Below are 13,617 nucleotides of genomic sequence, written 5' to 3'. Positions count from 1 at the left end.
GAATTTGACCTGTTCATCTCAATTAACATTTGTTAACATATGAATTTACAAAATTCGCTTTTAGAATATGAAGCGAATTTTACTATTACTTGGATTTACTGGGGCCATAAGCATTAGTGCATTGGCACAACGCCCGCTAAAAACGCAGGCAGCAATTGATGGTTTTTACAGTTTGCCATTGGCAAGGATGCTGGATACCCTTTCGTTGAAATGCAAGATCAGGATCATTTATGAACCGGAGATGCTTAAAGATTATATGGTAACAGATCGTTACCTGAATGAACCGGTAAAGGAGGTGCTGGGGAAGATTTGCAGGGAAAATAAGTTGTATTACTGGCTGGATCCGGATCAAAACATTTACATCATCCGCAGGCCGGAGGATGTAGGGCGCCTGAAAAGGATAGCGGCAGATAAACCGGTTTTAAGGGAGGTGCAGGTAAATTCTGCTGCTGTACTGAGCGAAGAAAAAATAGAAAAGACCAGGATGGAGCCATTTAAAATAAAAGGGAGGGTTGTTGATAATGGCAGCGGAGAATCTTTACCTGCGGCTATTGTGAAAGTTCGCAATACGGGTATCAGCACCGCAACCAATGCGGATGGATATTTTACGCTTTTGAATGTACCCTCGGATACGGGTGTGCTTGATATAAACTATATAGGCTACCGGCCTGATGTGTATGCACTGAACAAAACAAATATTAACGGAGAAATTGTGATAGCGCTTTTTCCGGCAGTAAAATCACTAAATGAAGTGGTGATAACTGATAAGAGAAGAGATAATGCCATGAGTACCGACAAGCGAAGGGTAAGCGTATTGCAAATTTCTCTGTCGAAACTGGAAGAGTTGCCGAACATAGGTGAAAAGGATATTCTGAGGTCGTTTCAGCTAATGCCGGGTATTAGCGCCAGTAACGAATCTTCGTCGGGCGCCTATGTAAGAGGGGGAACACCAGATCAGAACCTGGTACTTTTTGATGGTTTTACGGTTTACCAGGTTGACCACCTTTATGGGTTTTTCAGTGCATTTAACAGTAATGCTGTTAAAGATGTGACTTTATATAAAGGGGGCTTTTCTGCAAAATATGGCGGACGTTTATCAAGTGTGACGGATATAGTTGGTAAAGAAGGTAATAATAAAGAAACCAATATTGCCGGAGATCTGAGCTTGCTAAGTGCCAACGTGTTTTTGGAAAAACCGTTAAACCCTAAATCGACATTGCTATTGGCTTACCGGCATTCGTATCAGGGGCCATTGTACAATAAGATCTTTAATAAATTCAACAGCAGCACAGCTGTTGCTTCTGTGCCAGGGGGTGGACGTATGGGAGGCGGCCCCCCGGGTGGCGGAGGTGGAGGTTTTGGTGGTGCTGCGACCGTTACCACACCATCATCGTCGTTTTATGACTTGAATGCCAAGTACACTTATGCTCCCGATGACAGGAACAGGTTTTCGTGGAGTATTTACCAGGGAAATGATAATCTTGATAACAGCAGGGACGTAGCCTTACCGGCATTTTTATCGGGCGGAGGAAGTATCAGTTCAACCGATAAAACAACATACGGTAATTTGGGATCAAGTTTTAAGTGGTCGAGCAGGTGGACTTCAAGACTATATTCCAATACTTTACTTAGCTATTCTACCTATCATAGCGACAGGGATAACAGCAATAAAATAACTGTTCAGGATAGTGAGGGGGTTGATCAGGAAATTTCGACAGGAACTTTTGAAAAGAACAATCTGAAAGATTTTAGTTTGAAATCTGATTGGGAGTTGCAGGCTACGGGTAAATTAAAGGTGTTGTTTGGAGGCTTTGCATCAAGACAAAATGTTGCTTACGAGAACAGCTTAAATGATACCAGTACCTTAATTAACCAGAATACCAAGGCACTAACCGGAGGCGGATATGCAGACCTGGAGATTACACCGCTAAGGGGTTTACAGCTAAATCCGGGCTTTCGCAGTACGTATTATGACCTTACCGGAAAAGTATATATGGAACCCCGGTTTTCGGCAACTTACACGCTTATAGACAGGCTAACGCTTAAAGGCTCGACCGGAAAATTCTATCAGTTTACGAACCGGGTAATTAAAGAAGATATTCTGGCGGGGAGCCGCGATTTCTGGGTACTATCAAACGGGAGTACCATTCCGGTAAGCTCTGCCTTGCATTATGTTGCAGGGGTTAGTTATGAGACAGATCAGTTTTTGATTGATGTGGAGGGCTATTATAAAAGCCTTGATAACCTGAGTGAATATTCGCAACGGCAAACAGGCCGAAGAATGGGCTCGGCAGGAACCCTGGAAGAGCATTTTTACAATGGAACCGGCTATACCAAAGGGATTGAGTTTTTGTTGCAGAAAACACATGGCAAATACACAGGCTGGCTGAGCTATACGCTTTCAAAAGCCGTAAATAATTTTGAAGTGTATGGCGGAGAGTTTCCTGCAAATCAGGATACGGGGCATGAATTTAAACTGGTTAATGTTTACCATAATGGCAAGTGGACCTTCTCTGCTACCTGGATTTATGCAACAGGAAAACCTTATACTGCCCCGTTAACAAGTTACACTGTGAATGACTATGCTGGCAGGAGCCATACTTTTTTAACGATTAGTGAGAAAAATGGGGCACGTATGCCGGCATACCATCGCTTGGATGCCTCGGTTACTTATGATCTGATAAAGATAGACAGCCGTAAAACCGGCAGTATCGGGTTTTCACTGTTCAATATCTATAACAGATCAAATGTATGGTACAAACAGTACTCAATAATAAACAACCAGGTACTTACTTCTAATGTAAATTATCTGGGTTTTACCCCCAACATTACACTAAGTTTAAAATGGAAATAAAGATAAGTACCCTACTTGCCGTGGCATTTGCAGCTTTTTTTATGTGCGCCTGCAAAAAAGACAGTTCATTAGAAGATTATACAAGGCCTGTGGTTGAAGGTTACCTGGTGCCGGGTAAAACAGTTCTTGTTAAAGTTTATTACCAAAAATATCTTGACGATACCATTTCATTAGGTTTCCCTGTTACTGACTTAGCCCTTAAAATATCGGACGGAACCAAAACGGTTGACCTGACAGAAAGTACGGATGGGAACTACGTTTACGGTGATTCAACTTTTATTGCTGGAAATAAAACCTATTCCCTCAGTTTTAGCTACAATAATAAAACAATTAGTGCCCAAACCACTGTTCCTGATAAACCTACAGGCTTTGTAACTTCTGATTCTTTGCAGCAAGTACCGGTAATGGGTTTTGGGACTACCCCTGCTACGTTTGTTCCGATAACGCTAAGCTGGAACAATAATACGGGAGGTCATTATATGATGGTGCTGAAAAATAAAGAGAGTAGCAGAACAAGCATAAATCCAAGGAATAATGGCTCGTACAGAGATGCGGAGCTGATATTGGGTCAGGTGTCGTCTTACCAGACCCAGCAGATGACCTTTAACTACCTTGGGAATTATGAGATGGTTCTGTTTCATATTAATAAGGAATATAGTGATGCATTGAACAACAACGGGGGGAGCTCATTAAACCTGACTAATCCCTACACTAACGTTGTAAATGGGCTGGGCATTTTTACCTCAATGCAGGCTGATAGTTTAAAATTACGCGTGTACCAATGATGAGAAATTCGAAATACTGGCGCTTAATTAGTACTACGGCCCCTTTGCTGATCTGGCTGCTGATACTTTGCCTGCCATTTTTGTCGAGGTTTGGCGGAGCTCCGCCTGAGTTTAGAAATGACATGCTGAAGAACATGTTCCTGTCTAATGTTTTGCTGATCATAATTTTCTATGTACATAGTTTTGTTATCTATCCGGTAAGAGAAAAAAGGCATGGCATGTATTTTTATGTGCTGTTACTGATTATAACCCTGCTTTTATTTATCCTGGCCAATCACTTTCTACATCCTGAAATGCGCAGGTTTCCGGGACGGGGAATACCCCCACCGAGGCCTTTAATGAGTATTTTGCCTTTCACCTTTGTTATAGTGGTTAGTTTTTGCTATCGACTTTATATGGATAAGGTTAAGACAGAGCTGGAATTTTTATCCTCCCAGATCAGCCCTCATTTTATGTTCAATGTGCTCAATACATTGGTTTACATGTCGAGAAAGAAGCCTGAACTGATAGAGCCATCGTTGATCAGCTTGTCGCAATTGATGCGCTATATGCTTTACGATAGTGATGAAGGCAAGATTACGCTGGCAGAAGAGGTGGAGTATTTGAAAAACTACATTAACCTGCAGTTGCTAAGATTTGGCGACGATATTCAGGTAAATCTTTACCTGACGGGCATAACTGACAAGTACACCATTGAGCCGATGCTGCTGATCCCTTTTGTGGAGAATGCTTTTAAACATGGAATAGGGATGCTTCCTGATCCGATAATAGATGTATCTGTTAAAGTTGAAGGCAATAAACTGTACATGGAGGTGATGAACGGGATTGCGCCGGTGCGGTCCTGGCCATCTACATCAGATAAAAAGGATTCAGGAATCGGGATGGTGAATGTGCGCCGGAGGTTAGCGCTGATTTACCGTCGGAACCATGTATTAAAAATAGAGGAGACAGAAAATACCTATACCGCTAAACTTCAAATCAACTTATAGATGAACTGTATATTAATTGATGACGAAAGCCCGGCGCTGGAGCTGCTGGAAGATAATGTAAGGCAAATTCCTTATCTGAATGTAATTGCATCTGTTCGCAGCCCGATGCAGGTGTTTGACCTGATAAAGGAGAACCAGGTTGACCTGATGTTTCTGGATATTCAGATGCCCGGTATAAATGGCCTGGAGTTGTTGCGGTCGTTAAAACAGCCGCCAATGGTGATTATGGTGACGGCCTATCAGGAGCATGCACTTGATGGATTTAACCTGGATGTGGTGGATTATCTGGTAAAGCCTGTGCCGTTTTCGAGATTTCTTAAAGCTGTTGAAAAGGCAAGGGAACTTTACCAGGTGCGGCATGGGAAGCCTAAAGCAATACAGCCGGAGAACGACCACGTATTTGTAAATGCAAATTACTCGCTGGTTAAGGTAAAGATGCAGGACATCACATTTATAGAGGGTCTGAAAGATTATGTTCGGATTAATATTGAAGATGGTAAACAAGTGATTACCAGGATGGGACTGAAAGGGGTAGAGGAAAAGCTAAGTTCGGGGAGATTTATGCGGATTCATAAATCATATATTATTTCTCTGGAGAAGATTGATGCTGTGCAAAAGACCCAGGTGATTGTTGCAGGAACCGAAATTCCGATTGGCGAAGGATACCGTTCTGCACTGCAGGCCTATGTGAACGGAAAAAATCTATAAACTTTTTAATAAACTGATATGAATATTTTTAAAAATGTAATGCTGGCCATTACACTTGCTGTTTTATTTGGTCCCTGCAAAAAGGAAGATACTGATGCCACCGGCGTGTCGTCGGTAGCGATTATTAATGCTTCGCCAACACTGGCAACTTACAATACCTATATAGATGGAACAAAAATTATTGAGGGAGCTTTACCATTTGGAGGTGCTATTCCGTATGTACAGGTAACTGCAGGAAGCCATACTTTGAAGTTTACAGCAGAAACCGACCCGACTTCATTGCTAAGTAAAACGATAACGGTAGAGGGGAATAATGCCTATTCATTTTTTATGATTAATAGAAATGAGGATATGGATGGGTTGCTGATTTCAGATAATTCCACATCTTCATCAACAGAAAAGGCCTTTATAAGATTTATAAACCTGTCGCCGGATGCGCCTGCGCTTGATTTTTTGTTGAGTAATGCAGCTCAAAATCTGGTGACCAATAAATCTTATAAGGAGGCCAGTGGGTTTGCGGAGATTGATCCTGGAACCTATTCTTTTGATGTAAAGAACGATGCCACAGGACTGGTTATGAATACTTTAGGTAATAGTGTTTTAGAGGCGGGTAAGTACTACACATTTATGTCTATAGGGTTGGTAACCCCAAATGATGTAGAAGAATCTTTTAAATTGCAGGTGTATACCCACAAGTAAGGCAGTTATTTTTCATTTTTGCCAACCATGTAAACTTTACGGCCACAAGAGCTGCAAGAATATCGCTTAAGGTCGAGCCAAAATAAAAGTGATTTCACCAATGCACCTCTTTTAACTCTGGAGTCGAGATCTCCATGTTTACAGTGGGGGCATTTTTTGTAAGTTTTACTGGCGTTTAACCAGGTAGTTTCTGAGGGTTCCATTCTGTTGGGATTGATTAAATTGCAGCTAAAATTACTTGCCCTGAAATATCTTTATTTATTATTAACGAAAGTAACCAATAAGTTATTTTGTGCCAAAGAAAGAAAAGTGAATTGAGTCCTGATATATAATGCAGGACTTAATTTTGTCCGGACCTGGCATACTCGGCAGGAGTCATACCGGTATTTAGTTTAAATTCAGCAAAGAAAGCACTTCTTGAAGAGAAGCCTCCTTCACTTCCTACCGCTTCGATGGTTAAGTGCTGCCAATCTTTAATATTTTGAAGTTTATTTCTGACGTAGTCGACTCTATAGGAGTTTACAAAGGCGCTAAAGCTTTTTCTGTAGTGAAAATTTAAAATGTGTGATAGCTGATGAGCAGGTATATTCAGGTCGCCCGACATTTTTGGCAATGTTAAGCCATGCTGTTTAAATGCCTGCTGACCGACCATGTAGTTTTCAATGACTTGAAAATAGGCCTGCAATGTTGCTTCATTTGGCTCTTTTACCTTTTTGAGGATTTTATAGAGTGTTTCGGGTTTTATGTCGAGCAGGTCGGCAATATATCGGGGGGGAATTCTTTGTATGTTATGATTTGTTGTGGAGAGGTAGAATTCGTATTTCTCCTGTGCGGTTCCCATTCTTACGAGATTAGAACGCTGGTGCGCTGATTTATAAAAAGATTCGACGATCTTTCTGATGATGATATTCATCTCAAATGAGGTTTCCAGCCATTCTAAAAGGTTGCGTATTGGCAGGCCGATAAGATGGGAATCTTCAACGGCATAAATACTTTCGCCGGATGGCCCCTCGCCATACATTCCTTTTATGGCTGAAACGGATTCGCCTTCGAGACATATGTATGTGGTAAGCTTTTTATTCTTTAGCATGGTGTAGCCCACAACGAGGCCCTGAATGATGAAATACAGGTATTCACTGATTTCGCCCTGCTTAAGGAGGTATTCATTTTTTTTGACTTTAGCATCAAACAGGCAGGCCCTGACTTTGTCTTCGAGGGCTTTGGGAAGCGGATGATAGGAAGAGATGTGATTTATTGCCAGATCCTCCAGATGAGGGTCTGGCCTTATAAATGGTTGGTGCCTTAAATTTGAGGCCTTTGGCATTAGGAGGCCATTGTTTTTGTAGTTCTGCTTATGGCAATCTTTTTTACTGTATTGATGATTGCTGCAGTATCATAACCACAGAGAGACCATAACTCGGCCTGTTCTCCATGCTCAATAAAATCATCAGGGATACCCAAGCGGATTACCTGAGCGTTATAGGCATTGTCGGCCATGAATTCAAGTATTGCACTTCCTACACCGCCTTGTAAACATCCATCTTCAATTGTTATGATGTGTTTATATCTGCTAAATACATCATGAAGCATGGCCTGATCTAAAGGTTTGGCGAAACGAAGATCGAAATGTGCAGGGTGGATGCCTTCGCTATTCAGCTCTTTACATGCATCTACTGCAAAATTACCCACATGACCAATGGTAAGTATGGCTACATCTTCGCCATCACAGATTTTTCGGCCTTTTCCTATTTCTAACGCTTTTAGCGGTCGTTTCCAATCAACAATAACACCGTTTCCACGAGGATAACGGATAGAGAACGGCCCCATGTTGTCCTGTTGTGCAGTATACATTAAGTTACGCAGTTCTTCTTCGTTCATTGGTGCAGTAACTGTCATTTGTGGAATTGAACGCATGTATGCAAGATCGTATGCGCCATGGTGAGTGGCTCCATCGGCTCCTGCCAAACCTGCGCGATCCAGACAAAATACTACGTTTAAGTTTTGTATGGCTACATCATGAATTACCTGATCGTATGCGCGCTGCATAAAGCTGGAGTAGATGTTACAAAATGGGATAAGTCCCTGAGTGGCCAATCCTGCCGAAAAGGTAACCGCATGCTGTTCGGCAATGCCGACGTCAAATGCACGGGCAGGCATTGCTTTCATCATGATGTTCATTGAAGATCCTGATGGCATGGCCGGTGTTACACCTACAATTTTTTTATTGGCTTCGGCAAGCTCTACCAAAGTATGACCAAAAACATCCTGGTATTTTGGAGGCTGCGGTTTATCGGGAACAGATTTTTTAATCTCTCCTGTAATTTTATCAAAAAGACCCGGTGCATGCCATTTGGTCTGATCTTTCTCTGCAAGTGCAAAGCCTTTTCCTTTTACTGTAACACAATGTAAAAGCTTAGGGCCGGGGATTTCTTTAAGGTCTTTGATTACCTGAGTTAAACGAACTACATCGTGACCATCTACCGGGCCAAAATATCTGAAGTTCAGTGCTTCAAACAAATTACTTTGTTTGAGTAATGTGCCTTTTATGCTTTTCTCGATTTTCTTAACAAACTTATGCGCGTTAGGACCCAGCTCAGAAAGCTTGATGAGTACACTTGAAATGTCATCGCGGAAGCGGTTGTAAGATTTTGAGGTAGTAATGTTTGTTAAATACTCTTTTAATGCACCAACATTAGGATCAATAGACATGCAATTGTCGTTCAGGATCACCAATAGGTTTGAATTTTCAATACCGGCATGGTTTAACCCTTCGAAAGCCAATCCTGCTGTCATGGCACCGTCGCCAATCACAGCTACATGCTGACGATCGGTTTCGCCTTTATAGTGCGAGGCTACAGCCATACCTAAGGCTGCCGAAATGGATGTGGAGGAGTGGCCAACACCAAAAGTATCGTACTCACTTTCGCTGATTTTTGGGAAGCCGCTAATGCCGTTTAATATTCTGTTGGTGTGAAAAACTGACCTGCGACCGGTAAGGATTTTATGTCCATATGCCTGATGGCCAACATCCCATACTAATTTATCGTAAGGTGTATTTAATGCATAATGTAAGGCAACTGTAAGTTCAACAACACCAAGGCTGGCACCGAAATGACCGCCATTTACACTTACTACATCTATAATATACTGACGAAGTTCCTTGCATATTTGTTCAAGGTCTTGTTCCTTATACTGCTTTAAATCAGTAGGATAATTTATGTTGGGTAATAATGGACCGTTAATATCTTCCATGCAGGGGTTTTATCAATAGAAATACAAAGTAAGGTATTTTGTTATCAAAGTAAGAAGGAAAATTGCTAATTTTACAAAAATATACTTCGATAAATGACTAGAGATACTTTAATTTTTGATTTGATTGACAGGGAATTGGACCGTCAGGAAAATGGACTTGAACTGATAGCTTCAGAAAATTTTGTAAGCAAGCAGGTAATGGAAGCTGCAGGTTCTTGTTTAACAAATAAATACGCTGAAGGCCTGCCGGGCAAGAGATACTATGGCGGATGCCAGGTAGTTGATGAGGTGGAAACTATTGCTATTGAACGTGCAAAGAAACTTTTTGGTGCTGAATGGGTGAACGTACAACCACATTCTGGTGCACAGGCTAATGCAGCAGTAATGCTTGCGGTAATACAGCCGGGAGATAAAATTTTAGGTTTTGATCTTTCTCATGGTGGTCACTTAACTCATGGTTCTCCGGTTAATTTTTCAGGAAAATTGTATCATCCGTTATTTTACGGGGTTAAAAAAGAAGATGGTTTAATTGATTATGCTAAACTTGAAGAAGTAGCTTTAGCTGAGCGTCCGAAATTAATTATTGTTGGTGCTTCTGCTTATTCAAGAGAGTGGGATTATGCTTTTGTACGTAGTGTGGCTGATAAAATTGGCGCATTGTTAATGGCCGATATTTCTCACCCGGCAGGGCTTATTGCCCGTGGATTATTAACCAATCCGCTTCCTCATTGCCATATTGTTACTACAACAACACACAAAACATTACGTGGCCCACGTGGCGGTATGATTATGATGGGTAAGGATTTTGAAAACCCATTTGGATTAAAAACCCCTAAAGGTGAAATCAGAATGATGTCGTCTGTATTGGATATGGCTGTTTTCCCTGGTACACAAGGTGGTCCGTTGGAGCACATTATTGCTGCAAAAGCAATTGCTTTTGGAGAGGCTTTAAGTGATGAGTATTTAGCTTATGTTAAGCAGGTACAGGCAAATGCTCAGGCTATGGCTAAGGCATTTGTGGCCAAAGGTTACGGAATTATTTCGGGTGGAACGGATAACCACTTGATGCTGATTGACTTAAGGAATAAGAATATTACCGGTAAACTTGCTGAAAATGCACTTGAAAAAGCTGATATTACCGTAAATAAAAATATGGTTCCTTTTGATGATAAGTCTCCATTTGTTACCTCGGGTATCCGTGTTGGAACTGCAGCAATAACCACAAGAGGATTTAAAGAAAAAGAAATGGAAGTGATTGTTGATTTAATTGACCAGGTAATTACCAATGCTGAGGATGAAGACAACCTTAAGACGGTAAAACAAAAGGTAATTGAGTTAGTGAGCAAGTTCCCCCTATATAAATAAAAAGGGAGTTATAAATTCAATGTTATCGAAGAGCCGGGATTCGTTTGCCAATGAAAAGGAGCGTGTTAAAGCATTGCATCAGTATAATATTTTAGATACACCATCAGAGGATAAGTTCGATAATATTACCAAACTTGCAACTTTAATATGTAATGTGCCTATGGCATTTATTATCCTGGTTGATGAGACCCGGCTCTTTTTTAAATCCTTGATTGGAATAGATGCCAGCGATGTTCCGAGGGAAATATCTTTTAGTGATGAAACCATTAAAAGTAAGGGGATACTTGAAATACAGGATGTTTTAAGTGATGGCAGATTTAAAGCCCACCCTATGGTTACCGGTAAACCCGGTGTTCGTTTTTATGCAGGTGCACCCTTGCTGGATGAAAATGGATTTAATATTGGCGTTATTGGTATATTTGATGTTATAACCCGAACGTTAACGAATGACCAACGAGATGGTTTGGTAACTCTTGCCAATGAGACCATTACTCATATTACCTTAAAAAGGAAAACTACAGAACTTGAGGCTAAAAATAAACGTTTTGAGGAGCTGCTAAATCTTTCTACGGTTTCGCCTGAGATTCATTGTATTTTAGATTATTCAGGAAAAATCTTATTTATAAATGATGCAGTAACCAATATTCTGGGGTATACTGTTCAGGAATCTATTGGGTTAAGCATCTGGGGTTTTTGCGATCAGGAAGATGTGAGCAGATTGGTGGGGGTTATTGAGGAGGGCTTGAAGAAAAAGATTAAGGAGTTCAATGTAGAATTCAGGGTAATCAGTAAGCAAGGGGCCGTACGTTGGCTTAGCTGGAATATGGTTGCCAGAGACGGACGCTGGTATACCTACGGAAGAGACATTACTGAAAATAAGCGGGTAGAAAGTGAGCTGGTGAAGCTTTCTTTTGTAGCAAGTAAGATTAATAATGCAGTAGTTATAAGTGATGCCCGTAACCACGTAACCTGGGTAAATGATGCATTTGAAAAGATTACCGGGTATACCATAAATGATTTAAAAGGAAAGCGTTTGGGTGATTTGATAGCAGGACCGAAGACGGATATGGAACTGCTGGAAAAAGCACGGGCCATGATAAAGCAAAACCGGTCTTTTACTGTTGACCTGCTTTCCTATAGAAAAGATGGACAGCCAATCTGGTTGTCTATTTATAATACCGTAGTGCTGGATGATAAAGGTAAGATTGATATTGAGGTTGAAATCATTATTGACATTACGGAAAAGAAAAAAGCAGAGGAGGAGTTACAGGTTCTTTCGTTGGTGGCAAGTAAAACAGATACCGGCGTTAACATTTCTGATGCAGATGGTAAAACTACCTGGATAAATCAATCGCTAAAAAAAATAACGGGTTACACACTGGAGGAACTGAAAGGTACTGAGCTTGGTGATATTCTGTCGAAGGACGAGTCTGATAAGGAGCTGATTTTAAGTTCCAGGGCCAAATCGAGGCAAAATGAATCATACTTAATTGAGGTACAGGCGAAGACCAAAGATGGACAGGCGATTTGGCTATCGGTTTCTAACACTCCTGTTATGAATGATAAAGGTGAGCTTGAAAGGCAAATTGACCTGATATCTGATATCACCCAGCGTAAACAAATAGAGCATGACCTTCTTGAATCCAAAGAGCAGGCATTGCAGCTGAGTGATGCTAAGGAAATGTTCCTTTCGGTAATGAGTCATGAGATCAGAACTCCATTAAATGCAATAATTGGGATGACGCATTTGCTGATTGACAATGATCCTAAAGTATCGCAGGTAGAAGATTTGAATGTGCTTAAGTTTTCGGCAGAGAATCTGCTACATATTATTAACGATATTCTGGATTTTACAAAAATAGAAACCGGCAATCTGGAGCTGGAATCCATACCGTTGGATATAAAAAATCTTGCCGGTGATATTGTGAATTCATTGCAGATTAATGCGGGCCAAAAGGGAAATCAGCTGGTGTTGCAATGGGATGATAAAATTCCGGTGAATATTCTGGGAGATAAAACCAGGTTGTACCAGATATTGATGAATTTGCTAGGAAATGCAATTAAATTCACTGATCAAGGGAAAATAGACCTCAATATTGAGCTGGTGAGCGAAAATAATGACGCTGTATTGATTAGTTTTTTAGTAAGGGATAACGGCATTGGAATACCTGAGGATAAGCAATCGTACATTTTTGAAACCTTTACCCAGGCTAAAACGGATATATCAAGAAAATACGGGGGTACCGGACTTGGTTTAGCGATTACCAAGAAACTGTTGAAGCTGTACCAGTCGGACATTAAAGTGAAAAGCAAGGAGGGGAGTGGAACCGAATTCTCCTTCGATATTAAATTCAGCAAAGCCACTCAAAATACCCGGGCTTTAAAGTCAGCTGAAATGCCATCAGTATTTGTTGGCAAAAGGATACTGGTTGTTGATGATAATGAAATCAACATTCTGATTGCAAACCGGATACTTAGTAAATGGGGCTTTGAACTTGAATTTGCCGGAAATGGTAAAGAAGCCATTGAGAAGGTGATGAAGAAAACCTTTGACCTTATTTTTATGGATATTCAGATGCCGGGGATTGATGGATTTGAAACCACAAGTATTATAAGAGAGTTAGAGGATGAGTATTTTAAAACTGTACCGATAATTGCACTTACAGCTTCTACACTGCAGAATGAGACGGGCAAATTCAAAGCCTGTGGGATGAATGGACATATATTGAAACCATTTAAGCCTGAAGAAATAAAGCATATTATTTCTATAAACCTCTCGAAATAAGTAAATTTTTATTGGATTTCTGTTAAAAGATAAAGGGCCGATAGCCCATTAGCATGGAATTATCGACCCTTAAATTAACGCTCTCGTAACAAAGGAACGAATTATTTCTCAATTGCCAAAAAATAAAAAGCTTATTTGAAAATAAAAAGTAAAGGGCCGATATTCTCTATCAAGAATATC

At 40.7% G+C, this 13,617-nt stretch carries 10 protein-coding genes; 7 read left to right on the top strand and 3 right to left on the bottom strand.

The features are described from left to right. Nucleotides 1–67: 67 nt before the first annotated feature. From CPT03_RS16410 to CPT03_RS16390, 5 genes are read left to right on the top strand one after another with little or no spacing between them, the layout of a single operon-like run. The gene (locus CPT03_RS16410; protein ID WP_099439842.1) at nucleotides 68–2,854 is read left to right on the top strand and encodes a TonB-dependent receptor; all 2,787 of its coding nucleotides are present in this window, start codon (nucleotides 68–70) and stop codon (nucleotides 2,852–2,854) included. After that, nucleotides 2,845–3,639: a DUF4249 family protein gene (locus tag CPT03_RS16405; RefSeq protein WP_099439841.1), complete on the top strand. Its 795-nt coding sequence runs from the start codon at nucleotides 2,845–2,847 to the stop codon at nucleotides 3,637–3,639. Before CPT03_RS16410 ends, CPT03_RS16405 begins: the two co-directional genes overlap by 10 nt. Further along, nucleotides 3,636–4,628, top strand: coding sequence for a sensor histidine kinase (locus tag CPT03_RS16400; RefSeq protein WP_099439840.1), 993 nt, complete (start codon nucleotides 3,636–3,638; stop codon nucleotides 4,626–4,628). Before CPT03_RS16405 ends, CPT03_RS16400 begins: the two co-directional genes overlap by 4 nt. Next, a complete protein-coding gene (locus tag CPT03_RS16395; protein WP_099439839.1) occupies nucleotides 4,629–5,336 on the top strand; it encodes a LytR/AlgR family response regulator transcription factor in 708 nt (235 codons plus the stop codon). Between the two features lie 18 nt (nucleotides 5,337–5,354). Beyond that, nucleotides 5,355–6,035: a DUF4397 domain-containing protein gene (locus tag CPT03_RS16390; RefSeq protein ID WP_099439838.1), complete on the top strand. Its 681-nt coding sequence runs from the start codon at nucleotides 5,355–5,357 to the stop codon at nucleotides 6,033–6,035. Nucleotides 6,036–6,040: 5 nt separating this feature from the next. On the opposite strand, the gene CPT03_RS22835 is transcribed toward CPT03_RS16390, so the two are convergent. The 3 genes from CPT03_RS22835 to dxs all read right to left on the bottom strand — a co-directional run bounded on the left by CPT03_RS22835 (nucleotide 6,041) and on the right by dxs (nucleotide 9,287). Then, nucleotides 6,041–6,238 carry a hypothetical protein gene (locus tag CPT03_RS22835; RefSeq protein WP_157766473.1) on the bottom strand — a complete coding sequence of 66 codons (198 nt, stop codon included), beginning with the start codon at nucleotides 6,236–6,238 and terminating at the stop codon, nucleotides 6,041–6,043. Between the two features lie 137 nt (nucleotides 6,239–6,375). Beyond that, nucleotides 6,376–7,359, bottom strand: a complete 984-nt coding sequence (locus CPT03_RS16385; RefSeq protein ID WP_099439837.1) for a helix-turn-helix domain-containing protein — start codon at nucleotides 7,357–7,359, stop codon at nucleotides 6,376–6,378. Next, nucleotides 7,359–9,287 carry a 1-deoxy-D-xylulose-5-phosphate synthase gene (gene dxs, locus CPT03_RS16380; RefSeq protein WP_099439836.1) on the bottom strand — a complete coding sequence of 643 codons (1,929 nt, stop codon included), beginning with the start codon at nucleotides 9,285–9,287 and terminating at the stop codon, nucleotides 7,359–7,361. The genes CPT03_RS16385 and dxs overlap by 1 nt, the downstream gene beginning before the upstream one ends. A 93-nt stretch (nucleotides 9,288–9,380) precedes the next feature. On the opposite strand from dxs, the gene glyA reads away from it, so the two are divergent. Together glyA and CPT03_RS16370 are read left to right on the top strand one after the other, a co-directional pair. Further along, nucleotides 9,381–10,652, top strand: a complete 1,272-nt coding sequence (glyA, locus tag CPT03_RS16375) for a serine hydroxymethyltransferase (protein WP_099439835.1) — start codon at nucleotides 9,381–9,383, stop codon at nucleotides 10,650–10,652. 19 nt (nucleotides 10,653–10,671) lie between these two features. After that, nucleotides 10,672–13,437: a PAS domain S-box protein gene (locus CPT03_RS16370; protein ID WP_099439834.1), complete on the top strand. Its 2,766-nt coding sequence runs from the start codon at nucleotides 10,672–10,674 to the stop codon at nucleotides 13,435–13,437. Nucleotides 13,438–13,617: the final 180 nt, after the last annotated feature.

The organism is Pedobacter ginsengisoli (assembly GCF_002736205.1).
GTDB lineage: Bacteria > Bacteroidota > Bacteroidia > Sphingobacteriales > Sphingobacteriaceae > Pedobacter > Pedobacter ginsengisoli_A.
The sequence above is the reverse complement of the archived record's forward strand: the minus strand, read 5'-3'. Positions and strand labels throughout refer to the sequence as shown.